The 24,382-nt window shown below is 56.5% G+C and carries 14 protein-coding genes; 1 reads left to right on the top strand and 13 read right to left on the bottom strand.

Annotated elements, in window-relative coordinates:
• Window positions 1-95: 95 nt before the first annotated feature.
• The 8 genes from A1332_RS25715 to A1332_RS17735 form a co-directional block, all read right to left on the bottom strand.
• Window positions 96-371 (bottom strand): hypothetical protein, encoded by a 276-nt coding sequence (locus A1332_RS25715; RefSeq protein ID WP_197491500.1) that lies wholly within the window; start codon window positions 369-371, stop codon window positions 96-98.
• A 205-nt stretch (window positions 372-576) separates the two neighbouring features.
• Complete coding sequence (locus A1332_RS17765) at window positions 577-786, bottom strand: type II toxin-antitoxin system VapB family antitoxin (protein WP_064009774.1); 210 nt, start codon at window positions 784-786, stop codon at window positions 577-579.
• Between the two features lie 278 nt (window positions 787-1,064).
• The gene (locus tag A1332_RS17760) at window positions 1,065-2,612 is read right to left on the bottom strand and encodes an alpha-isopropylmalate synthase regulatory domain-containing protein (RefSeq protein WP_064009773.1); all 1,548 of its coding nucleotides are present in this window, start codon (window positions 2,610-2,612) and stop codon (window positions 1,065-1,067) included.
• Between the two features lie 444 nt (window positions 2,613-3,056).
• Window positions 3,057-3,578, bottom strand: coding sequence for a DUF1097 domain-containing protein (locus A1332_RS17755; protein WP_064009772.1), 522 nt, complete (start codon window positions 3,576-3,578; stop codon window positions 3,057-3,059).
• A 345-nt stretch (window positions 3,579-3,923) separates the two neighbouring features.
• Window positions 3,924-4,748, bottom strand: a complete 825-nt coding sequence (locus tag A1332_RS17750; RefSeq protein ID WP_064009771.1) for a hypothetical protein — start codon at window positions 4,746-4,748, stop codon at window positions 3,924-3,926.
• Window positions 4,749-4,961: 213 nt separating this feature from the next.
• A complete protein-coding gene (locus A1332_RS17745; RefSeq protein WP_064009770.1) occupies window positions 4,962-5,771 on the bottom strand; it encodes an ABC transporter permease in 810 nt (269 codons plus the stop codon).
• A complete protein-coding gene (locus A1332_RS17740) occupies window positions 5,768-6,505 on the bottom strand; it encodes an ABC transporter ATP-binding protein (RefSeq protein ID WP_064009769.1) in 738 nt (245 codons plus the stop codon). Before A1332_RS17740 ends, A1332_RS17745 begins: the two co-directional genes overlap by 4 nt.
• Window positions 6,502-7,464, bottom strand: coding sequence for a PQQ-dependent catabolism-associated beta-propeller protein (locus A1332_RS17735; protein WP_064009768.1), 963 nt, complete (start codon window positions 7,462-7,464; stop codon window positions 6,502-6,504). The genes A1332_RS17740 and A1332_RS17735 overlap by 4 nt, the downstream gene beginning before the upstream one ends.
• 536 nt (window positions 7,465-8,000) lie before the next feature.
• Here A1332_RS17735 and A1332_RS17730 point away from each other — a divergent pair.
• Entirely contained in the window at window positions 8,001-8,207 is a 207-nt protein-coding gene (locus A1332_RS17730) for a hypothetical protein (protein ID WP_064009767.1), read from the top strand.
• A 55-nt stretch (window positions 8,208-8,262) separates the two neighbouring features.
• Here A1332_RS17730 and A1332_RS17725 read toward each other — a convergent pair whose 3' ends face one another.
• Genes A1332_RS17725 through A1332_RS26365 form a run of 5 tightly spaced genes read right to left on the bottom strand, consistent with a single transcriptional unit; the run spans window position 8,263 to window position 24,322 of the window.
• On the bottom strand, window positions 8,263-10,395 hold the full coding sequence (locus tag A1332_RS17725; protein WP_064009766.1) for an efflux RND transporter periplasmic adaptor subunit: 2,133 nt from the start codon (window positions 10,393-10,395) through the stop codon (window positions 8,263-8,265).
• Window positions 10,380-11,717, bottom strand: coding sequence for an efflux RND transporter periplasmic adaptor subunit (locus A1332_RS17720; RefSeq protein WP_231890351.1), 1,338 nt, complete (start codon window positions 11,715-11,717; stop codon window positions 10,380-10,382). Before A1332_RS17720 ends, A1332_RS17725 begins: the two co-directional genes overlap by 16 nt.
• A gap of 7 nt (window positions 11,718-11,724) precedes the next feature.
• Complete coding sequence (locus tag A1332_RS17715; RefSeq protein WP_064009764.1) at window positions 11,725-12,492, bottom strand: efflux RND transporter periplasmic adaptor subunit; 768 nt, start codon at window positions 12,490-12,492, stop codon at window positions 11,725-11,727.
• Window positions 12,492-14,081 carry a TolC family protein gene (locus tag A1332_RS17710; RefSeq protein ID WP_231890349.1) on the bottom strand — a complete coding sequence of 530 codons (1,590 nt, stop codon included), beginning with the start codon at window positions 14,079-14,081 and terminating at the stop codon, window positions 12,492-12,494. Before A1332_RS17710 ends, A1332_RS17715 begins: the two co-directional genes overlap by 1 nt.
• A 23-nt stretch (window positions 14,082-14,104) precedes the next feature.
• Window positions 14,105-24,322, bottom strand: a complete 10,218-nt coding sequence (locus A1332_RS26365; RefSeq protein WP_064009762.1) for a DUF4347 domain-containing protein — start codon at window positions 24,320-24,322, stop codon at window positions 14,105-14,107.
• Window positions 24,323-24,382: the final 60 nt, after the last annotated feature.

Below are 24,382 nucleotides of genomic sequence, written 5' to 3'. Positions count from 1 at the left end.
TGCAAGCCTAACCGTCAGCTGTTAAGCAAGGTAGCGACGATTTCCAAATTCCGTTTCACAAGCAGTGTACTGAATGCCGCCAAGCGGCATATCGGCTAGCGTTTCCCTCCCACAAGCGCATTATCCATGTCGCCTTGGTCGAAAGTTCGTAGCGTACGGTGAGGTAACGATGCGCACGGAATGCGTTTAAGTGAATTCATGCTCTGCGATATTTTATAAGCCACGCCAAAGCTCTCGGTCAATCTCGCCAAGTGCTTGTCCAGCGTCCACAACTTTGGGTCGGGCGTGATCAAAACCGATGCCAGTAACTGCAAATCTATTAGCCCGCAACCCAAGCTAAACAGCGCTTCGCGCTCGATAAACTCTTCCACTTCCTGCAAACCGGCTTGATTGCAGACTCTTAACTGGCGCAGGCTCTATACAGGGTTTGAGTTCTCGGCGCGGGCGGTGTGCCGCAGCAGGCCAATTCTGCAATGATCAGCGGGTGAATCAACGCCGAATCGGTAAGCAGTAACCGAACCAAATCCTCGTTACGATTATTGAAATAGTTAACTCAAACCGAGGTATCGACCGACATCATGCGGTCCGGTCGGTTTGGCCGCGTTCTTGAGGAATATCGGCCATCTTCGGCAGGCTCCCGCCCAATGAGGCTAAGCGTTTGGCAGCCTGAATCCGCACGAAGGTTTTCATCGTTTCCCGGAAGATTTCGGCCTTATCTATGTCCGGATCGGCCATTTCCAGGGCTTTTTGATACAAGGTGTCGTCAATGGTTACAGTGGTGCGCATAGTATTTTATCGATATCAATTCTGATGACGTAATGTCTCAAAAATTACCAGGCTAAGGTGCGCTGATTGAAGCGGTCATACTGCCATGCGCTGGAATAGTTTCCCAAGGCGCCGATTTCGCCGATGTCTTGCATCTGGCGGTAAAGCCGTGATGCACAACCTTCGACCGCGATTTTTGCAAGGCCGCGAACGATGCCGGTATCGCGCCGGAGGTGCAGGTTTGGGAAGTGTAACTTCCTTTAAGTCCAACGAGTCTAGTAGGGTACGAATTGCTTACCCTACGCTTGAGTAATGTTGGCCATTTCGTGCAGCTGAATGTTGATCAACTTGATGGTCGCCAAAATACCGGCAAACACCTGATTGACATGCACACCGCGAGTTTTACGCAACTCATTGCCGCAATCCCAGGTAATCACGCATTCGGTCAGCGCGCTGGTATGGCCGCCCTTGGGGATGCGGATTTCGTAATCGGCCAGGGTTGGTAAGGTGTAATCATAATGTTGCAGCACCTTGCCAATGGCGTCGATAAAGGCGTCGAAGCCGCCGCTGCCGGCGCCGGTGGCTTGGTGCTTATCGCCTTTCACGTCGACGCGGATACTAACCGTGGACGGCAGATCCAAACCGCTGTTGATTGAGCAAGCCATTAATTCGATGTGCTGATAATTCTTGCTTTCCAAGACATCGGCGATGATGAACGGCAGATCGTCAGTGGTGATGGTTTGTTTGGAATCGCCGATACTGACGATGCGCGCCAGCACTTTCTTTTGGTCTTCGTCCGACAGATCGAGCTCTAACAATTCCAGGTTCTTCTTCAACGAAGCCTTGCCGCTCATCTTGCCTAAGGCATAACTGCGGATTCTTGAAAAGCGCTCCGGCCCCAGCTTGGTTTTATACAAGCCGCCTTTTTGGTCGCCATCGGCATGGATGCCGGCGGTTTGGGTGAATACATCGGCGCCGACGATAGGCGCATTCGCGGCAACGCGTTTGCCGGAGAAGTTTTCCACCATCTCGCTGATGCGGACCAAATGGCTCTCGTCCACGGATAACTCCATAGCCATTTTATCGCGCAGCACCACGGCGACTTCGGCGATGGAGGCATTGCCGGCCCGTTCGCCCAGGCAGTTTACGGTGCAATGCACCGCGCTGACACCCGCTCGCACCGCCGCCATCACGTTGGCGGTCGCCAAGCCGTAATCGTTGTGCGGATGGAAATCAAATTGCAGCGTGGGATAGCGTTCGCACATATCGCTAAAGCTGGCGTAAACCTCGTCCGGCGACATCACGCCCAAGGTATCGGGCAGCATGAAATGGCTGATAGTGCTGTGTTGTAAACGCTCCATCAAGCCGTAGACATAATCGCGGCTGTCTTTATAGCCGTTCGACCAATCTTCCAGATAAACATTGATCTTCAGGCCTTGTTCGTGGGCGTAGCCTATGGTTTGCAGCACATCGGTGCTATGTTGCTCCAGAGTTTTGCCGAGTTGTTCGCGGCAATGTTTCTCGCTGCCCTTGGCCAGTAAGTTAATCACCTTGCCGCCGGTCGATTTGATCCAGTCCACGCTGCGGGTATGATCGACAAAGCCCAGCACTTCGACGCGCTCGGCAAAACCTTCCTGCCGCGCCCATTGATTGATCAGGCTGACGGCTTCTTTCTCGCCCTCAGAAACCCGCGCCGAAGCTACTTCGATGCGATCCACGCGCAAAAATTGCAGCAAGGCTTTAGCAATGCTGACTTTTTCCATCGGCGTAAAGGCCACGCCCTGAGTTTGCTCGCCGTCGCGCAGCGTGGTATCCATTAACTGGATGTGTCTTATATTGGTAGACATGATTTTTGTTGTTCTCGATGCGTCCTGTAGCTGTATCAGGCCAAGTGTGCTCCGTTGGCTGGGTAGAGCGGTAGCGAAACCCAGGGCTCAGACTTTTCGTAAATGGCCTTTGTGCATAGCGTCTTCCAAAGACTGTAGCGCAGCTTACGCGCAATCCGACAGTTTATTTTTGAAGAGACTAATCTTTGCGTAACTCGCCATTTTCACCTAAAACAGAATGAATTGGCAATTTGTGGGCGGTTCGGACTCCGCGAGAAGCCAAACTTATTTTACAAGACCGAGGAAAAACGGCTCTCAAAATCGTCGTTTGAGATCAGAGAGACCGATGCGGGATCGATGATTAAATGACCAATTTTTTTTAATGATTAGGCGGAATTCTTACGTTCCGCCTATTTTTGCTGAATACCGGTGGCGACTACCTAGTGTTTCAAGCTAAAAAGCTGGCTACTCTTTGGTCCATTTGGCGGCTAATTGCGCGGAAAGCTGGCCAAAATAGGTACCCACTACAATCGAGATCGAAATCACCAACAAGGGATTACTCAGCGATGCGCCCAACAGGACTTCTTGCGTCAACTTGTCCGGTGTTTGCAATAAATAAGCGAACGTTGACGAATAGCCTAAAACGCTGGCCGGAATCGTCGCCAATTGCGGAAAATTGGCGGCCAGACACATCACCACCACCGCAAAAGTCACCGTAATAGCGGCCATTGCCGGAAAGCCCAGCGCGGTATCGGGAGAAATTCCGGTCAAGATAATCGCGGTGACCCAAGCCATGAATACACCGAAAATGCCGCAGACGATAGTATTTTTTAAGGCTTCCTTGGTTGCGCCCAGGAAAAAATAAGCTGCCCAGGCAATGGTTGCGGCCCAGATAAAAAACACGCCGCTGGCCGGTCCCACCGCCAAAAATGTGGCAACGCCCGCCAATACACCGATGCTTAAAGAAAGTGCTGTAAGTTTATCCATTATTGTCCCTCTGAAATTGCGCCTCATCGATAGTGGTTTGCTCGATCATGCATTGAGGCTGCCCTGCAAAACCGAAATCCTTTTACAGTCAAGCAATCCGGCCTTGACCGGTTGGAATGGTAGCAGAGAATAGACTCCAGAGGTACAAATGCTCCGCTGGTTGGGTGTTCTATCTGGGAAAGGCGATCGGCCAGCGATTCGGATTTCTAGTCGTGCACCGGAAATGTCAGGTAGCGCTAGCGCGCAACCTGACCTACTTGGCTATAAACCCGAAGAAACCACCAACACATTCGAGATCTGGCGACTCAGAGTATTTGGGATAGAGAGATCAGGTGTTAATAAGGTTTAGACAAGCCGCGCGGAGACACCGCGACGGCTGTAACCGACAAAACCGAGCATGGCTGACCCAAACAACCAAAAAGCGGCTGGAACGGGTACTGGGGCTGCGACGGCTGTGCGCGCAAATATATCCGGGCAAGTTGGGCCGGTTTGGACTGCACACGCTGTGCTGGCGATTTCAAAACTACCTTCAGCGTTAACAAAGTCCACCAAAACCGGGTCTCCGTTGCCATCGAGAACCGGAGCCCCGTTGTCATCCAATTTCGGCGCCCTAACCGTACCGTAAAAATACATGGTCAAGCCCGATGCATAAAACTCGTAGTTTCCGGCTGGCGCTGCGCCATTGTTCGGGGTAAAAGTGCCGAGCAAATAATCGAGGCTGTCGCCTGGGCTTAACGCGATATTCTGTTTGGTGAGGATACTGTCTGGACTACTGGTGTCGAAATTGAACTCGTAAGGCGCGGAAGAACAGCCATCCGCCAGAAATGTGCCGGTACAGCCAATAGAGGTACTTAAAAAAATAGTATCCACGGCGACGAGCACACCATTGTTTATGTAAACGCTTTGACTGGTGCCCGAGTCGTAGTAGGAAAAGCTGGTTGGATAATTGGCCGGATTGATTCCAAAAGGCGGATTACCGCCACCAACACTGGAAAAAACCAGAGGATCCGATGTGGCGTCCAAACTTAGCTTCAACCAAACCGGAATATTGTCGGTCACATCGACAGTACCGGTAGGTTGAACGAAAGACAGACTACCGCTATAGGCCGCCTGGGCATTGGGCAGCCAAACCAACGCTAACGTGGAAACAAAAATTCTTAACTTGGACATAACGTATTTCTCCAATTGACTAGCGTTTGAAAAATCATTTTTCGCGTAGGGTCTAATCTTCCAGCGTGATTAGGTCCTTGGCGGACAACAGCCGGTATCCCTGCACCTGATCATAACAAAATACTGCCGGGCTTTTAGCAACAACACTTAATGCCGCGAGGGGAAATAAGTGCTCTGACCAGTGACCTAAAAGATATTCGAGACAATTCGCTACTAATCTCCACCACCACCTTTTTTAACCATCATGCCTTTACTCGGGTTATAACCCAAAATCGCCGCGCCCATAAACAGCAAAAACGCCGCGACGGTAAAGAGTAAGGCCTGTTGATTAAATTGCTCATACAACGCAAAACGGATTAATTCCACCGCTTGCGAGAACGGGTTGTATTGCGCCAGCGTATGCAATATTTCGCTGGACTCCTTGATTTTCCATAAGGGGTACAAGGCTGTGGACATGAAGAACAGCGGGAAAATCACGAAGTTCATCACCCCTGCGAAATTCTCGAGTTGCTTGATGAACGAGGACAGCAACAAGCCCAACGCCCCCAGCATCATACCTGCCAATACCAGAGCCGGGAGAATCCAGACATAGCCCATCAACGGCGCCTGGATGTCGTATAGCCAAGCGATACCCAAAAAGGCATAGGATTGCAACACGCCCACCGCAGTGCCGGCGATCAGTTTGCTACACAATAAAAACCAGCGCGGCAATGGACAGACCATCAACATGCGCATGCTGCCCATTTCCCGGTCGTAAACCATCGACAGCGAGCTTTGCATGCCGTTAAACAGCAATATCATCCCGAGCAGGCCGGGGGTGATATACACCTCGTAGAGAATATAAGTTTCGTAGGGCGGGGCAATCGCAATACCCAACGCGGCGCGGAAGCCGGCGGCGAATACGAATAGCCATACCAAGGGCCGCACCAAGGCGGAAACGAAGCGTTCGCGCTGATGTAAAAAACGCAGCAATTCGCGGCCAACGATGCCGATCGTTGCTCGCCAGTAATGTAACAGCCTCATGCTTGCGATCCTTGAGTCAGTTTTTGGAATACCTGGCCGGGATCGGCCCAACCGGTGCTCTGCAATATCTCCGAGAGTTTGCCGCTGGCTTTGACCTGGCCCTTGTGCAACACAATCAAACTGTCATCTGCGGCGATTTCGTCGATAAGATGCGTGGCCCACAGCACCGCTAAATTTTGCTGACTAACCAAGTCATGTACATGGCTGACGATAGCCTGCCGGCTGGGCATGTCCAAACCAACGGTCGGCTCATCCAGCAGCAATAAACTGGGTTTGTGCAACAAGGCGCGGGCGATTTCCACCCGGCGTTTGTGACCGCCGTTCAATTGCCTGACCTTTTCTCCGCGCCGTTCGAACATAGCCAAACGCTCCAGCTCTTCCTGGATGCGTTTATCTGCGGCTTTGCGACCTATGCCGTGCAAGGCCGCGTGGTAGCGCAGATTTTGCGTGACGGACAAGTCCGGGTCCAGCGTAGTCTGTTGAAACACCACACCCAGACGCGCCAAGGCTTGCAGACTTTGCTTTTTAAGATCAAAACGGCAAAGCTCAATGCGCCCTTCCCTGGCATCGTAAAGCCGGGTGATCAAGGAAAACAGCGTGCTTTTGCCGGCACCGTTAGGCCCAAGCAAAATCGTGCATTCGCCGGGCTGCACCTTGAAACTCACGGCATCCAATGCTTTTTTCGCGCCGTAAGCAAAGCTCAAGTTTTCAACCGCTAAGGCAATCTCGGTCATGGTTTAACCGCCACACCCCAAGGATAACGGCCCACCGCGACCGATTTAGTCACCTTAAGGCTTTCTAAATCAATAATCGACACATCGTTACTGACGCCGTTGGTGGTGTACAGACGTTTTTGATCAGGCGAAAAAGCCAGATTCCAGACCCGTTGCCCGACTAACAAAAATTTTTCCACTTTATAGGTTTGAGCGTTTATCACCGCGACGCGATTGGCCGGTCCCATCGCCACATAACCGTATCTGCGTTCCTTATCGATCGCTATGCCCACCGGCTGAATCTGATCGCTGCTGACGCCTGGCACGTCCAGCTTGATGTTCTGCACGATCTGTTTCGAAGCCGCATCGATGATGGTCAGCGTGCCGGCCATTTCCGAGGTAGCCCACAATTGCTGGCTGTCGTCGGTAAACGTCACCGCGCGCGGCCGCGGATCGACCAGCGTGTTATCCGCAATCTGCCGGGTGTTGGTATCAATCCAATGCAGCATATTGGTGGTTTCCGAGGCGCTAATCGTCCATTTGTTGTCGGGGCTAACCGTGATGCCTTCCGGCTCCACACCTACCTTGACCTTAGCGACAGCTTTTTTTACCGCGATGTCGATCACCGTTACCTCAGCATCATCTTCGTTGGACACATACATGAATTTGCCGTCCGGGCTTAACGCGAAAGTTTCAGGGTCTTCGCCGGACGGCAGTTTGCCGATTTCCTTCAGCGTTTCGGAGTCGATCATGCGGATAAGGTTGTCGTCGCTGGTGGCAACAAACAGTGTCTTGCCGTCCTTACTTATCGCTATCCCGCGTGGCCGCTGGCCGACCGGCACGGTTTTCACCAGCTTGCCTTCGACGGGATCGAGCACGGCAATTGCGTTATCTTTTTCCAGCGTGACGAATACGGTTTCGGCTTGCGCGGCCGTAGCCAATAAGACGGCGGCCATTCCGGCCATTTTTATCGGGTGCATAAATTTATCCTTGGTATGCCTGATGTCATTTTACTGATCTAATGGGTAACGAGAATTTGCGCTTCACTGACAAATCGATTTAGTCAGCAAAGATGAATAGCCCTAACACGCCATTTCACAACAAACACCCTCTCCTAGAGTTGGGAAGTTTAACCTGAAGCTCGGCGGGATTACATCCTTTCGCCGACAGGGAAATTATCCCAATTTAACCCGGCCTTTGAATATGGTCGCTCCCGTTTAAATGGCCATGACGGCTAAAGGGAACCCGCCCAGGTTAATCACAATGTCTTTTGCCTGAGTCGAGCCCAGCTTGACCAATCACCTCAGACCCGTGCTTTTGGCAAAAAAATCACTGTGACCTGTACGCTAGAACAATACCTAACTGACTACCATCAAGGCGAAGATATGCGCAACGCTCACCATTTGTTATTTACATCGCAAAATCATACAAAGAAAGTTGCCAAAAAACTTAATTTGGAATGGCAAGATTCACAAATGGCCGTCGATATTCACTTCGGACTAACAAGGACATAGAAATGAAATTTTATCTGATAACGGAAGACCAACTGGAAAACCTCGGAAAAAAGCACGACTCACTGCTTAAAACCGGAACCATGTGTGATCTTATGTTGGACATCGCGGCACATGCCGACGATTTTCAAACATTCGATGCGGCGTTGGAAATAGCTAACAGCGAATTGGATAGATTGGAACTGTTTTTCGATACCTGCGATTTAGTTTGAATCTATAAACACTGGCTTTTTTGGAATCAAGGTTAGGCAGATATTTCGCATTTGCTTAAAACCCGGATTCGCGTACCAGCACCGTCGCCACTTGCCGGACAAGACGATGCAACAGACTAGTGGCCGGCGTATCCAGTCTGACACTACCACGCCTTTCTCCCGGAAAATGTGCGAGGCTCTGACTCTCAGCCTCCGGCCTTAAGATGATGCGGTAAACGGCGCTTTCCGGCACACCTTGTTGCTGCGCATCGGACCGGGCAGCAATAGCGCCGCCGTGCATCGAAGCCAACATCGCCGGGATCCGAGCAGCCCCACCTTGATCGATACGCTCCACCCGACAATTTATGGGCGCCATTCCCGGTTGATCGGGATAAAACACCGCACCGTCGGCCTGCCCTGCCGCCTGTAAATCCTCTTCGGCCACGTAGGCTTCGATCAGTTGACTACGCGGATCGACCACAATCAATAAGGCCTCGCCTTCCTTCAACCACTGTCCCTCTTGCGCTTGCTGGTTTAAATCCAAAGCCAAGCCGTAAAACGGTGCTTGTATCGTTAACTGGGTTTGCTGATGCCGAAAACCGGCTTGCTTCGCGCCGGCCGATTCCAGTTCCTTAAGCAACACCTGCCTGCGCTGATTCAAGTTTTGCTCCAACCCCTGATATGCCAGTTGCCACTCAACCAACTGCCCTTCCAGCGAGGAATTACGGGCTTGAAAATCCAGTTCGCGCGAACTTAGTTGCGCCAATAACTCGCCGCTTTTCACCGCTTGCCCGGTTTTGACTTGCCAAGCATCCAGGCGCGCCGCGGTTGGCAAATAGATTTCGGCGTAACGCTCGGCTTTAATCAGTGCAGGCACATTGACATGGCCTTGCCACGGCACAACCAAAACCGCGATGACTACCACTAGCAGCAACAGAGAAATTCGGCTCTGCGGCTGAGTCCAGACATCGGGCCCCAGGTTTTTCCAGGCTGCCAGTTCGGACCAGATCGGCCGCAGAATAAACCACCCCACTTCCACCGCCATCATCAACAGCCCCAGGAATTTAAAGAAAAAATGATAGACCAGTAGCGCAATGCCCAGAAACAGAAAGAAACGATATAACCAGGTACACCAGGCATAGCCGATAAAAAACCAGTGCCAGCGTTGCGGTAACGATTCCGGCGGCGCCTGATCCAATCCAAACAGCAAGTACCGTAAATGCCAGCGGTTATAAGCAAATGCCCGTGGTTGCAAATTCTCGATGCCCAGCCAGTCCGCCAACAGGTAATAACCATCGAAGCGCATGAACGGACTCAGATTGATGGCCAGCGTCATGATCCAGGTCGAGGTTGCCAATAAAAACACCCCGCTGCGTAACGGACCGTCCGCCAGGAAGCTCCAGGCCAAGGCAGCAAACACCGCCAAGCCCAACTCGGCGGCAATCCCAGCCCCGGCAATCGCTACCCGTTGCCGACGCGAGCTGAGCTTCCAGGTTTCGCTGGCGTCGGTGTACAACATCGGATACATCACCATAAACGCTAAACCCATGGTCGGTACTCGGCAACCATAGCGATGCGCGGTCAAGGCATGGCCGAATTCATGTAGCGTCTTGGCCAACATTAAGGCCAAAAAATATTGAGCCAGCCCGGACCAGTTGAAAAAATGCGGAAACGTCGCCAGGAAGCGCTCCCATTGCCGGGACAGTAAAAACCCGGCCAGCAGCCCGCAACCTATCAACAACACTGCAAACCGCCCGCTGTAGATCCAGGCCAAGCGCGGATACAGCCAAGCCAGTAAGGCATCGGGTTTTAGCAAGGGAATTTTAAAAAACAGATAGTTATGCAGCAGCCATTGCGCCCAACTTTGCTTGCGCATCGCCACTTGTTGCCGCAGCCGTTGCAGCCCGGCATCGCCACTCAGCCGCAGCAGGTTGTTGTTCAACAAGAATTGGGCAAATTCGCCGACCTGACTGATATCGATATGTAAAGTGGTTTCGCGATTCACGGCTTGCGCAATCGCTTCCGTTTGTCCCAAGGCCCAGCGCGCCAGAATTTCGAATTCTTGCCAGCCGATCCGAAAAAACCGGTTATTGGCCGGATCATGCAAGGTCCAGGTCGGCGCGCCATCGAACCCCTGCGGTCCGGGCAGACAATGCAACTCTTCGCGCAGCGGCGCCAGGGCCGGCGCGGTCTCTACAACCCCAGCCATTGCCGCACACCGGACAGCGGTCGCCGAAACAGGTAATAAAACAACGTTACCCGTTGGCCGTAAAGTTTGGCTGTGCCTTTCAGGCCGATACGCGGCAATTGCTCTACATCCGCCAAACTGGCCTTGACTCTATACGCCAACACCTGATCGGGGCCGAGCTCGGCCTGGTAGCTGAGCGAATACACCCGAGCATCCAAGGGGTGTTGCGGATCGATATTCAAAAACATTACGGCTTCGGCTCCATCGGCCAATTCGATAAAATCGGCGACGGGTACCCGCATTTCCAGTTCCACTCGCGCCGGATCGGCCAGATTCAATATCCGTTCGCCCAAGGCCACCGGCCGGCCGATCCAGTCGTGCACATCGCTGAAAATCGCCACGCCTGCATGCGGCGCCTTGATTTGCGAACGCGCCAACTGTTCCGCCAGATACTCCACCTCGGCGGCGTGTTGCTCCATCCGGCCTTTCAGCACCGTCATTTCCGCCTTGCTGTCGGCATCGAACATCGCTTGCTGGGCAGTTTTGCGATATTCGGCTTCGGCTACCGCTAATACTTTGCGCGAAACTTCCAGGCGATTGGCAATATCGGTGTTCTCCAGCGTCAACAATAATTGCTCGGCAGCGACGGTTTGATTGGGTTGAATCTGAAAGGTGTCGACCACACCTTCCAGAGGTGCGCGAATGACGGTGGGTTGTGCGGCAATCACTTCGGCTGGAGCTAGCACCGACAGTCGTACCGGAATCAATAACAGTAAGATTACCGCCACGGCCCAGCGTTTAAGAGCGGCCGGGGTGTAAAGACCGCGCCACCAAGGTTTACGCGGCTGTAAAGCCTGCCAGGCATGGGCATAGGCATCGCTCAGCTCGGCCAGCAACACCGCTTCGGCCTCCTGCCAAGCTTGCTCACGCACCAACAGCCATCCGCCCAGCGTCCGCCCCTGAACTTTCAACGGCAGCCATAGACCGAACTCCGGCAGCCATTGCTGCCACTCGGCTTGCAGGCTCTCCGGCAAATCTGCGGCTTGCAATAATTGGTAGACGGCATTGTTGTCGGTTTGAAACTGCCGCCGGCAAACGCCGTTCAGCCAAACAATATAAGGAGCCTGCGCGTCGAGTTGGGCGATGCCGGATACCGCCGCCACCGGCTGCATCGGCCTATCCAGCCACAGTGCCGCCTGACGGTATTCCACCAAACTGCGACTCTCGTTGACGATGACAAAACCTAGAGCGGCTAAATCCTCGGCGGCACGTGCCTTGCGTTGCAACTGTAATAGCAGCGCCAGCCCTCGCAACTGGCGTTGCTGAGGGTCTTCTGATTGCACAGCCAAATCAATGCGCCTTATCCGGGAATAGCGCCCGGCCGCTCATGCCCGCCAGCAACTCGGTATGTTTGCCGGTCACCCGACCCGTAATCGAGACCGTTTGACTCACCGGATCGATACGAGCCCCTAAAGTCACGACCTCAGCCGGATAATCGCGGTCCAGCTCGTCGATATGCACCTTAAATAACTGCTTTGGTTTTAACCAGCGCAGCCACAAGGACGGCACGATTAATTTGATTTCCAGCTGGCTATCGTCCAGCACGTCCATGATCGGATCGCCGACCTTCAAATGTTGATGCTCATGCGCCTTCAGCGCCGCGACCCGACCATCGAACGGTGCGTGAATCCGGCATTTTTCCAAACCAGCCTTGGTCAGCGCGATGTCAGCCTTGGCTTCGCCCAACTTGGCTTTAGCCACGTCAACTTCTAAAGAGCTGACCGATTCCAGTTGCGACAGCCTGGAATTGACATCATAGGTCTTACCGGCGCCGTCCGCAGTAGCTTGGGCTTTTTGCAATTGCGCCTGCTGGATTGAACAATCGAAACCAACCAGCACTTGGCCTTTTTTGAAGCGCTCGCCTTCCCGTACAGACAAGTCTTTGATCACGGCCGCCACTTCCGCAGATAGTGTAGTTTCGTTGCGCGGCGTAAGTTGGGCGCGAATTTCGGTTTCCACGCCAGGGTTTTGAGCGGGAGTCGGTTCCGCCGAGGCATTGGACAAAAGCAAGACCGGCACTACGGTTAGCGACCAGGCACGCAAGGATTTTTTCAGCATCACGATTTGCCTGCCCCTGTCGCTGTTTCACTGGTATTTTCCGGCTGCGGATCGTCAGTCGCTTGCACCGGGTAATGCCCCTGGTTCCATTCCTGATCGATGGCTTCTATGGCATTTGCCAAGGTATCCACCGAATCATCGGCCATCGTCGCCGGCAGCGGATCGAAACCCAAGGACACATATAATTTGCCCAAGGCATCTTGAGACTCGGCATAGGCCTGACGGCGCTGCAATTCCGACAAAACCGAATCGACCGACACCCGAATCCGTTCCACGGAACTCATCGCTTCGGTCAATTCGCTATTGAGAACATGGTGATGAATTTTTTGGTTAACGTCGTCCAATTCGGAGCTACGTTGGTATTGCTTGTCCGCCAAGGCCAGCTGTTGTTGCGCCAGATGAACCTGAGTCAGAATCGCCATGTGCGCAGCCAAACGCCGCGAATGCGCCAAGGACTCTTGAGTTTCAGCGGTGGCAATCGCTTGCGGCGCGGAGAGCAATTCGAACAGGTTTTTGGAAATCTGCGTACCGATCTCCCCCCAACTTTGATTTAATAAATAAGAGTTGGAGTCGTAATTACCGCCCAACTGCACCTCCACGCCGGGCAATAAACGCAGCATGGCTTTTTTAACTTCGGCGGAGCCGATGCGGGTTTGATACATTTCTTGACGCAGCTCCGGCCTTAGCTGTAGCGCTAAATCGCCCATTTTGTCTATATCTAGCTGCGGTTTAACCACCTGCGGCCAGGGGTTGACAGCATCGTCGGCCAGTTTAAAGTCCTGATTGGGCGGCAAATTGATCAAACCCGCCAATTCGGATTTGGCCATTTGTTGCTGTTCCAGCAATCCTTCGAGGCGACGGACAATTTCCAGCAAACTTTTTCGATAACGCAGCGCGTCCAGCGGTGAACGTAGTTTTTCGGCTTCGGCTTGTTCGGCTAGCGCCAGCGCATGTTGCGCCTCGGCCAACACCGGCTGAATGCTGGCCGTCATCCGCTGAGCGCTCAAGGCCCGCCAGTAGGCGCTACGCACGTCTTTCATCAAATTGTGACTGACTTTGCGCCGGCTTTCGGCAGTCACCAAGGCCTTGTTGCCTTCCTGCTGAGCGCGGAAATAGCTGACGCCAAAATCCAGAATGTTCCAGCGCAGGCTTAAATCACCCATGAACCGGCTACGATCCTGGGAAGTAGAGGTTTCTAACGACTCCCTACCGGTGGAGATTGAACGGCTGTTGGAGGCATTGTAATTATCCCGACTTCTATATCCAGCCGAGGCCACCACATCCGGCAGCAAATCAAAACGCGCCAAGGTAGCCTGACCTTCCGCCACTGCCCGTTCCATCATTTTCACCCGGTGATCCAGATTATATTTCAGCGCGCGCGACATGGTCTGATAAAGGCTCAGCGGCCCGGTCACCGGCTCCTGCTGCTGAAACATTTTGGCCTGATCACTGCCGATCTGGCTCTGCCGCTCTTGCTGGGTCAGTGGCGACGGCGCCAGCGAGCAACCGTTCAGTAATACGGCACTAATAGTCAGCGCCAGCACACTAGGGCCAGACCGATTAACCGGTAGGAAAAGATATTTAGCCATAACAAGTTCCTGTTTCAATGAATTCATGCGGCATCCCGCGGTTCGGCGAACACGCGCGCCAGATTTTCCAGCAAGGCGTCGGCATCCTGATGCGTGCGCTGCGTACCGAAAGCTTGCAACTGTGTGCTAAGCGGCATTTTGCCCAGTTGGGCGCGCGGTTCGCCGCCGACCGGTCGGCTCTGATTGGATCTGCCCTGACCACCTCGACCTTCCTGCCCACCCGGCCGGCCTTCGCCATTTTGGCGCTGCCCCGGTTGCTGAGGTTTCAACACTACGGTAATCACGGTCTGATTACCCTTGCCGTCGGTCGCGGTAATTTTAACCACCGTTCTCTCACCGCCGCCTTCCTTCAGGCTCAGACTGCCGGTCGCGGAATCAAAGCGCACCCAGGAAGGCAGACTTGCACCGTCGGCTTGAGCCGCCTGAAAACTGACGCCGGTACTGGTATCCAAACCCAACAAGGCGTCTGCGGGCATGGTGAAACTATTGTTGCTACCGGTATCGAGCTGTGCCTCCATTTGCAGCGAGGTGGTTTGCGTGCTGGTGGACGACGTACCCGAGTCGCCGAAACTGCTCGAGAAAATCGAAGGACCGAAACCGAAGCCACCGCCAGTACCGTTACCTAAGCTGTCGCCCAAGCCTCCGCCTAGTCCGCCAGCCGAGCCGCCCGTGCTCAAGGCGCCGGAGCCGCCCGATCCGCCGCCTGGGCCGGTCGGCGCGCTGCCAGTCCCCCCACCCACACCAAGGCCAAAACCGGTGTTGATCGGCTGTATCAAGTTGGTCGGTATCTGACTGCCGGTAGTAAAGGACCCGCCGGTGAAGCCGCCTGATGAGCTGGAATTGAAATCCACGGTTTGCGTGGCATTGATGGCGTTGCCACTCGCCACTGCCAGGGTGGCCGTTGAACTGACAATTTCGACCTTACCCAGACCGTCAGTATAACTGGCGGTAACGACAATGGTTTTATCGACATACTCTGAGGCCAGAACCAGGCTGGGACCGGTCCCCAGGATGTTGCCGTTACCATCTGTCCAGGTGTAGACAATGCTACCCAGACCATCTGCATCCGCAAGCGTATTGCTGACAGCGAGCGTTTCGCCCACGACAGCAGCGCCGCTGATGGTCACATCCCCCGTCGGCGCATCGTTAGCATCGGTCAGAGCCACCGTCAGGACTGTGTCGGAGCTGTTACCGGCCGCATCGGTAGCGCGCACCGTAACGGCATGGCTGGCTGCGACTTCGTAGTCCAGCTGACTACCGTCGGCTACGCTGACCTCGCCGCTGGCGGCGTCGATAACGAAGCGGCCGTTGGCGTTGTCCACCAAACTATAAACGACGCTTAAAGTATCGGTAGCGCTAACTGAGCCCACGACCGCACCATTGGCAGAATTTTCAGCCACGCCGAGGGTCCCGACAGGGGTAGTCGGCGCACTGGTATCCAGATTGAAGGCCAGGGCGGCGGAGTTGCCGGAGGCATTGCCTGCCGTATCGTTCTGGCGGACGATTACCGATTTGGCGCCATCACCTGACAGATTAAAGCTGCTGCCGCTGCCGGCAGACCAGGAGGTACCGCCGTTGCTGCTGAACTCCCAGCTGGCGCCGGTTTCCAAACCAGTGACGTTTACCGTGGCATTATTGGTAATGCCGTCGCTATTGCTGCTGCCGTTATCCTCGGCCAGCGCTAGAGTAGGTGCGGTGGCCGAGGTGTCCAAGGTAAAGGTATAAGCGCTGGAAGAACCGGAAAGGTTACCTGTCGTATCCGTTTGCCGCACGACTACCGATTTAGCACCGTCGCCGCTCAGCGTAAAGCTGCTGCCGCTGCCGGTGGTCCAGCTGCTACCGCCATTGGTGCTGTACTCCCAGCTAGCGCCGCCCTCCAAACCGGAAACGGTGATCGCGCCAATGTTGGTAATCCTGTCGCTGTTGCTGCTACCGCTATCGGAGTTCAGAGCCAAACCAGGCGCTGCGGGAGCCGTAGTGTCGACCACGATATCCTTATTGGCGCCCAGCGAATTGGCGGCGCCCGGCGAAGCCAAGGTTAAAACAGCAGCCAAGCTGGTCGAGCTGTCCAGAATAGTCCCGCCGTTCAGCGCTAGAGACGAGGTCGCACCGTAGTCCAGATCGGCGGACGTGTCGCCAGCCTGCACAGTGTAGCTAAAACTTAGCGTGGTGCCGCCGGATCCACCGGCGTAGGTCGCAGCCTGCCCGGTATTCAAGGTCAGTGTCGGCACTCCCGTCACCGTCACCGACCGGTCGAAGGTAACGGTGATCGTCACTGTGTCGCCTGCTTTGTAAGAGCCGTCGGTGGTCGTTGCCGATACGCCGGTCACCGACGGGTTAACCACCGCCGTCAGCACCACATCGTTGCCGGTCCCGCTGGCATAGCGCACCGTGTAGATGTCGCCGTTGCTGGTCAGATCCGTACCTTCGGTCACGCCGCCGAAAATGCCGGTCGCACCAGTTACGGCGTCGGTGCTGTCGTTGTCGATGATCCGGTAGGTGGCACCGTTGGTCGCGGTGTAGCTGTTGACTCGGCTGACTGTCAGCGAGCCGCCGTTCAAGGCGACGGTGCCGTTGACCATCACCTGGTCGAAGTCGGTGCCGCCGACCCCGCCGTTGCCCGCCACGTCGATCGTCGTGCTGCCGCTGACCCGCAGGTTACCGTTGACCGTCAGCGTGCCGATCCCATTGTTGACCCCGGCCACGCCCGGCGCCAGCGTCGCGCCGTCATTGATCGTCAGATTATTGCCTGAGCTGGCCGCGAAGATGCTGCCCATGCCGCCCAGCGTAGCCCCCGAGGCCACCGAAAGGCTGCTGGTGGCGCCCAGCGAGCCGGTAACGTAGAGCGTGCCCTCCGACACCGTGGTGGTGCCGCTGTAGGTCGTCGCGCCGCTTACGGTCAGCGCGCCGGTTCCCGTCTTGGTCAGATTGAAGGCGCCGTCGATGGTGTTACTGAGGGTGGCGACGTATCCAGACCCGACATTGATGGTGGCGCTGCCGCTCAAGGCGATGTAGTTGCCGAAACTCCCCGACGCCGCGAAGGTCAAGGTCGTGCCGGCGGCCAGATCGACGCCGGACGCCGCAAGGGCGCCGGTGGAGCCAGCGATGACCGTACCGGCGGAAATGGTGGTGCCGCCGTTGTAGGTGTTGGTTCCCGACAGGTTCAGCGTACCGGTGCCCTGTTTGGTGAGCGACCCGCCGCCGGAACCGCTGATGGCGCCGCTGAACTCCGTTGATGTGTTGTTGCTGCCGGCCCTCAGGGTGCCGACCAGCGCGATGGCGCCGGCCCCGGCGATGGATCCCACCGTTTCCGTGCCCGACACGTTCAGCGTGCCGCCGTTCAACACCGTAACCGCCGAGGCGTCGGCGATGGCGCTGTTGCCGCTGAGCGCCAGCGTACCCGCCGAAACGGTGGTGGAGCCGGTGTAGGTGTTGGCCCCGGACAGGGTCATCGTGCCGGTACCGGTCTTTTCGATTCCGTTGCCGCTGCCGCTGATCGCGCCGGAGAAGCTGGTGTTGGTGTTGTTGCCGCCCAGCGTCAGCTTGTACCCCAGCACGACGTTACCGGCGCCGGCCAGCGAGCCTATGGTTTCGGCCCCGCCGCCCAGCGTCAGGGTGGCGCCGCTATCCACCGTCACCGCGCTGGTGTTGCCGATGCTGCTGCCGCCGACCAGCGTCAGTCCGCCGACCGACACGGCGACCGCGCCAGTATGGGTGTTGCTCCCCGTCAGAGACAGCGTCCCGGCGCCGGCCTTGGTCAGCGCCTCCGCGCCGCTGAGAATTCCAGACAGGGTGACGGCGTTGGCGTTGGTGATGGTCACCGACGTGCTGGGATCACTGTCGTCCAGAAGGGTGATGTTGTTGGACACTGTCGTGCCGGTGCCCGTGATAGTCAGAGCGCTGCCGCCCGCCACCGTTACATCGCCGGTTCCCAGATTCATGGCACCGGTGGAACTGCCGGTGATGCTCACCCCGTTGGCGCCGCGGATGGTGGTGCCGCCGGAATAGCTGTTGTTTCCCGACAGCGTCAGGGCGGGGCCGCCAGTCTTGGTCAGCGACCCCGTTCCGCTGATGATGCCCGACAGCGTGGCGGCGCCGTTGGTGACGCTGATCGTGCCGTTGCCGCTTCCCAGCGCAATGGGGTTGTCGAGCGTGCCCGCGTTGGCGAGGTTGAGCGTGCCGCCGTTCAGCGTCACGGCCCCGCCGATCAGCCGACTGTCCGACGCCACGGACACCGTGCCCGCCGTCACCGCCAAGGTGGCAGCGGCGCTAGAATTCCCGGTGTTGCTCAAAGTCAGCGTGCCGGCCCCGGCCTTGGTCAGCGCCGCCGATCCGCTGATCTGCCCCGACAAAGTGGCGGCGCTGGCGTTGGTAATGGTGGCGTCGTTCGCCAGCGTGATGGCGTTGGCATAGGTGTCGCCGCTGCCGGTAATGGTCAGGCTACCGCCGTTCAACGTAAGAGTACCTCCGACCATAGTCGTGGCGGCCCCCACCGACAGCGTGCCGCCGGTCAGCGTCAGGGCGGTAGTGGCGGCGGCGGAGTTCGACGTGCTGGATAGGGTCAAGGTGCCGGCCCCGCCCTTGGTCAGGGTCGTACCCGCGCCGCTGATGGCGCCAGACAATGCAACGGCGGTGCTATTGTCTAATGTGGCGTTACCCGATAACGCGACGGCGTTGTCGATGGTAGTCGCGCCGGTGACGATTAACGTCGTGCCGCCGGCTAAGGTCACAGTGCCGGAGCCGAGGTTGCCGTCGGTCGCCAAGCTTAATGTGCCTGCGGAAACCGAGGTATTGTTGTAAGAGTTACTTCCCGACAGCACCAGGGTGCCGGCACCAGCCTTAGTGATATTGAAGCCGCCGCCGATATTCCCGCTAAGAGTCAGTTGGTCGGACGTAACGCCCAGAAACGCAGCGCCGGTCAGCGTCACGTTGCCGGACAGGATATTGGTGCCACTGACGTTGTAAATCGCTCCGGCGCTGGATATGCCGGTCCCCACCGCCGACACCGCTTCGGCCACCGTGAGGCCGCCCTGTAACCCCAACGAGGCACCGCTAGCCACCGTCGTCGAACCTGCAGCGGTTCCCAGCGCGTTGTTGTGCGCAGCCACCAGCGTGCCGTCGTTGACAGCGGTAGCGCCGCTGTAAGTGTTGTCCCCCGACAGGGTCAGCGTTCCCACGCCCGCCTTCGTCAAGGCGCCGGTGCCGCTGACGATGCCCGACAAAACAACCGCATTGACGTTAGTAATCGTGCCGGCGCCGGCCAGCGCGACCGCGTTGCTAACGGTGACGCCGCTGCCGGTGACGGTCAGGCTGCCGCCATTCAGCGTCACAGCCCCCGTTCCCAAGTTAGTGGAGTCGGCGACTGTCAGGGTGCCGCCGATGACAGTGGATGAGGCGAGAACGTTGGTCCCGGACAACGTCAGTTCGCTGGCACCGTCCTTGGTCAGAGCGTTGTTGCCGGTCAGGTTGCCCGACAGGGTGACGGCGTTGGCATTGGTGATGGTAGCGCCCGCCGACATCACGAGGCTATCGTCTATGGTGCCGGCGGAAGTGATGGTCAGGTTGCCGCCGCTCAAAGTGACCGTGGCACTGTCCGAGCCCAGGTTGGCATCGCCGCCGATGCTCAGCGTGCCGGCCGCCAGCACGGTGTCGCCGGAATAACTGTTGCTGCCGCTCAAGACCAGCGTGCCGGCCCCGTTCTTCGTCAGGCTGCCGGCGCCGGAGATATTCCCGGATAGAGTCAGCAAATCGCCGCTATTGTTGGCGACGGTCAACGTTTTACCGCTGGCAATGGCGATGTCGCCGCTGACGATGATGGTGTTAACCACATCGGCGTCCAGCGCGATGTTCTCGCCGATTGTAATGCTGGGTCCCAGCGCTACGGTCCCCAAGCCCGAGGCGAAACTGATAGTGGCACCGCCCGCCCGGTTGGCGATGCCGACAGCCTCGCGCAGGCTGAGGCCGGTACCGTCCGCCTTTTCTGAAGCATAGGTACTGCCATCGTCCACATCGTCAGTAGTGGTATCCACGACCAGCGTATTCGAAACGGTGATAGTGAAGCTTTGATCGTAGTTGTTGTCGCCGTCGTTCACCCGGACCACCACCGTGTAATTCCCTGGCGTGGTCGTGGAAGGGCTGGCCGCTTGCAACGTGGTGCCGCTGATATTGAACAGGTTGTATGTGGCCCCGGAAGTGTCAGTGTTGACCGACACGATCGAATAGGTCGGTCCGCCGCCGTCGACATCCGTACGACTCAGGGAGCCAATCGCTACGTTGCTGCCACTATCGTATGTGGATGCGGTGGAGGCGCTCAGCGCGATAGCGGTCGGCGCGTCGTTGACGGCGGTGAGGTTTACGCTAGAAGTGACGCCGGTACTGGTCTGCGCGCCCAAGCTTTCGGCATTAGCATCGGTGATTGCCCAAGTAATCGTGCGACTGGCCGAGGTGCCGGTCGGGTTATCGGACGTGCTGGAATAAGTAACCGAGCGCAGAGCGGTCTCATACTGGGATTTGGTCGCCGTGCCGGTCAAGGTCAGTACACCGGTGCCGCTGTTGTAACTGCCGGTAATACCGTTCTGATTAGTAAAACCTAACGCGTCGCCACTGGTAAAGCCTGAGGAAATAGTGACGGTAGCGCCGGCCATATTTGCGTCGTCGGTGTCGCTGACCGTCATAGTCGTGTCGATAGCCGCGGCAGAGCCGTTTTCGGTGTAAGCCAGTGCCGCGCCGGCAGTCAGCACCGGTTTGGTGTTTGTCGCCGTGACATTGATGGTGGAGGTCACCCCATTGCTGGTTTGCGCGCCCAAACTTTCGGCGTTAGCGTCGGTCGCCGCCCAGGTCACTGTGCGGCTAGCCGAAGACAAGGCGGGCGTGGTGGAAGTGCTGGAATAAGTCACCGAACGCAAGGCCGTCTGATACTGGGCTTTGGTGGCAGTGCCGGATAGGGTCAATACGCCGGTACCGCTGTTGTAGCTGCCGCTGATGCCATTCTGGTCGCTGAAACCTAACGTATCGCCGCTGGTGAAACCCGCGGAAAGTGTCACCGTCGCACCGGTAATAATGGCATCGTCCGCGTCGCTGACCGTGATCGTGGCATCGATGGCTGCCGCCGATCCTGCCTCGGTATAGGCCTGGGTCGCGCCGGCAGTTAGCACCGGCTTAGCGTTGCTTGCCGTGACATTGATCGTCGAAGTCACGCCACTGCTGGTCTGGGCGCCTACACTGGCCGCATTGGCGTCGGTAACCGCCCAAGTCACGGTCCGGCTGGCGCTGGACGAAGTCGGCGTGGCCGAGCTGCTGGCATAGGTGACGGAACGCAACGCTGTTTGATATTGAGCCTTGGTGGCGGTACCGGACAGGGTCAGCACACCGGTGCCGCTGTTATAACTGCCGGTTATACCGTTTTGCGTGGAAAAACCCAGTGTGTCGCCACTGGTAAAGCCGGCCGAAAGAGTCACGGTGGCCCCGGCGATATTGGCGTCGTCGGCGTCGCTCAGGGTAATCGTGGTATCGATGGCCGCGGCAGATCCACCTTCGGTGTAAGGTAACGTAGCACCGGCGGTAAGCACCGGCGTATCGTTGACGGCGGTGACGTTGACGGTGGACGTCACGCCGCTGCTGGTCGCCGGACTGGCGTTAGCATCGGTCGCGGCCCAGGTGACCGTACGGCTAGCGGAAGATGAGGTCGGCGTGTCCGAGCTGTTGGAATAAGTGACCGAACGCAAGGCTGTCTGGTACTGTGCCTTGGTGGCGGTGCCGGACAGAGTCAACACGCCGGTAGCACTGTTGTAGCTGCCGGTGATGCCGTTCTGGGTGTTAAAACCCAGCGAGTCACCGCTGGTGAAACCGGACGAAAGGGTCACAGTAGCACCGCTGATATTGGCATCGTCGGCGTCACTCACCGTGATCGTGGCGTCCATGGTCGCCGCCGAACCGTTTTCGGTGTAGGCCAGCGTCGCGCCGGCGGTGACAACGGGTGCGGCGTTGCCGCCGCTAACAATCACTAATTCATTTACCAAAGTACCGCTACCATAGGATGCACTATAAGTAGATGAGAATGCATATTGCACCGTTCTCTGTGCAGTGCTCGCTCCGCTGGTAGCAGTAAAGCCAACCGCATCGGCCAATGCCTGCACCATGGTATCGGTAGCGCTACTATTAAATGAGAAAATTATCCCATTGGTGGAATCATAGGGCGTGATAGTCGCAAACGAGGTGCCAGCCGCGTAACTAGCGCCGTAACGAACGTCGGTGCCACTTACCCAAATGGTTCCGCCGCTGACCAGCCCAACCGAATCATGAGTAGAATCGTTGTTGGCAGTTATCTTGACTGTGAGATTACCACCATCCCAATAATTGTAGGCTCCCACAGTGATGCCATTATCCAGCGGTGCCAATGGCGAGCCTATGCTGTAAGTCGCCGGCGTCGAGGTATGGGTACCGTTGGCGACTGCTACAAAACCGTAATAACCGCCAAAAACCCCGTTCGAATCAGCCGCAGTGCCGAATTTACCGGCTACGCTGGTATTGGTGGAAAAAGTTACATTCCGGACACCGATGTAGCCGGCATTAAAAATGGCTGCGGCAGCATCACCGCCCTTGGGGTTTGAACCTCCATAACCGCCTGCGCCCCCTCCACCTGCCTTATTGCTAGAAAAGCTGGAATTGGTGATTGTCAGTGTGCCCGCGTTGTAAATAGCGCCAACAGCTTTACCGCCGGCACCGCCTTGATTTCCGCCGGCGCCGCCGCCGCCACCGCCGAAACCGCTGGCACCGCCACCAAAGCCTGCCGATCCTCCATTCGTGGTACCGCCGAGACCACCACCGCTATTGGTGCCACCCGCGCCACCAGTGCCGCCGCCGCTTATTGTGTTGGCACCACCTGCACCGCCCGCACCGCCCGCACCGGCGCTGCCAGTTCCCCCGGCACCATTAGTGCCGCTACCGCCATTCCCTCCTCCGACGCCAGCAAAACCACTGCCCCCGCCGCCGCCGCCGCCGCCAGCACCAGCATAGGAATTACCAACGCCACCACCGCCACCACCGGTGGCAACGTTGTTGCTGAAGGTGAGGCTGTCGGCAGTTACCGTGGCGCCGTTGGCGATGTAAAGTCCGGCACCAAGCGCATCGCCGCCGGGATTGCCGGCACCAGGGCTATAACGACCAGCACCACCAGCACCAGCCAACAGTCCTTTGTCGATGGTTAAATTATTCAGAACTACGGTACCCGAGGTAATCCGAAATACGGCGCTGGTGTAATTCGCGGTGATCGTAATCCCGCTGCCTCCGTCTATGGTCAAATTCTTATTGATGGTCAACACACCAGAGGACAGCGTAACGGTCGAACCGCCCATCGAGGTGGTATCAAAGGCGATGGTGTCGCCCGAAATTGCGGCGGCAATGTCGGCGCGCAAACTTCCGGCACCACTATCAGCGCCGCTGGTCACAGTTAAGGTAGCAAGACCATAACCATAATTGTCCATAGCCGCTTGGCTAAAGGGATTAACGGCCTCAATAGCACCGGTGGTAATTTCCAGGTTCCAATCACCGCCAATACCGGTGCGGTTATTGGATGCCGCCACGTCGGCTCCGGTAAGTTCGGCGAAACTTTGCACGAATTGATCGCCGTCGCCATCTTCCCCAAGATTGCACGAATATATCTGAATGTCGCCCTCGGCAGTCAACGCCTGGCCGATCTGTGCCAATTGCGTGGCATGTTGCTGTAGCCTATCGTTAGTCAGCCAGGTATTCCCTAACCAGATGTTGGCCTGATTACCCTCGGCGACGATAACCACCGAATCAATATTGCTACGGTTTGCCAAGTAGTCGGCCATTTGCTGCAATCCGTCTTTACCAGACTGCAGGTAGACCACCTCAGCATGGGAATCTACTCCGTTCAACAACGACTGAGAATCCCGCACTCTGGCATCTACAAAAATTATCGTGTCATGGGCAGGCTGAGACTCCGGCGCCGCCGTAGCATACTCGGGCGGTGTGTATGCTGCCACTGCATCAAGCAGAGTTTGGGTGTCATGCGCCGGTATCGCGTTTGTCGCGGTTTGTAGCACATCGCCAGAATGGGAATCAGGTACAGCCGCGTCCACAGTAGCGGCTGCCGCACCATCGAATAAAATTCGCGGCTCTAAGGCAAAGGCTCGCAGAACGTTCGGAGACGGCGAAAAAGCGACTGATGTGGAATTGCTCGCCAGTGAATTGTTGTTACTGCGCTTGAAGACTCTCATGGCGGCTTTCCCGATTAGTGCGATTGGATGAGATATAAATTTTATTTATCGAGCATTTTA

It is taken from the genome of Methylomonas methanica, assembly GCF_001644035.1.
Classification (GTDB): Bacteria; Pseudomonadota; Gammaproteobacteria; order Methylococcales; family Methylomonadaceae; genus Methylomonas; species Methylomonas methanica_A.
Note: the sequence above shows the minus strand (reverse complement) of the source record. Positions and strands in the feature narration are given on the sequence as shown.

Bases quoted from the DNA above. Each gene is read 5' to 3' on its own strand.
- A1332_RS17745 (WP_064009770.1), bottom strand. From the start codon at position 5,771: ATGAGGCTGTTACATTACTGGCGAGCAACGATCGGCATCGTTGGCCGC.
- A1332_RS17715 (WP_064009764.1), bottom strand. From the start codon at position 12,492: ATGCTGAAAAAATCCTTGCGTGCCTGGTCGCTAACCGTAGTGCCGGTC.
- A1332_RS17750 (WP_064009771.1), bottom strand. From the start codon at position 4,748: ATGTCCAAGTTAAGAATTTTTGTTTCCACGTTAGCGTTGGTTTGGCTG.
- A1332_RS26365 (WP_064009762.1), bottom strand. From the start codon at position 24,322: ATGAGAGTCTTCAAGCGCAGTAACAACAATTCACTGGCGAGCAATTCC.
- A1332_RS17765 (WP_064009774.1), bottom strand. From the start codon at position 786: ATGCGCACCACTGTAACCATTGACGACACCTTGTATCAAAAAGCCCTG.
- A1332_RS17755 (WP_064009772.1), bottom strand. From the start codon at position 3,578: ATGGATAAACTTACAGCACTTTCTTTAAGCATCGGTGTATTGGCGGGC.
- A1332_RS17710 (WP_231890349.1), bottom strand. From the start codon at position 14,081: ATGGCTAAATATCTTTTCCTACCGGTTAATCGGTCTGGCCCTAGTGTG.
- A1332_RS17730 (WP_064009767.1), top strand. From the start codon at position 8,001: ATGAAATTTTATCTGATAACGGAAGACCAACTGGAAAACCTCGGAAAA.
- A1332_RS17725 (WP_064009766.1), bottom strand. From the start codon at position 10,395: ATGGCTGGGGTTGTAGAGACCGCGCCGGCCCTGGCGCCGCTGCGCGAA.
- A1332_RS17740 (WP_064009769.1), bottom strand. From the start codon at position 6,505: ATGACCGAGATTGCCTTAGCGGTTGAAAACTTGAGCTTTGCTTACGGC.
- A1332_RS17735 (WP_064009768.1), bottom strand. From the start codon at position 7,464: ATGCACCCGATAAAAATGGCCGGAATGGCCGCCGTCTTATTGGCTACG.
- A1332_RS17760 (WP_064009773.1), bottom strand. From the start codon at position 2,612: ATGTCTACCAATATAAGACACATCCAGTTAATGGATACCACGCTGCGC.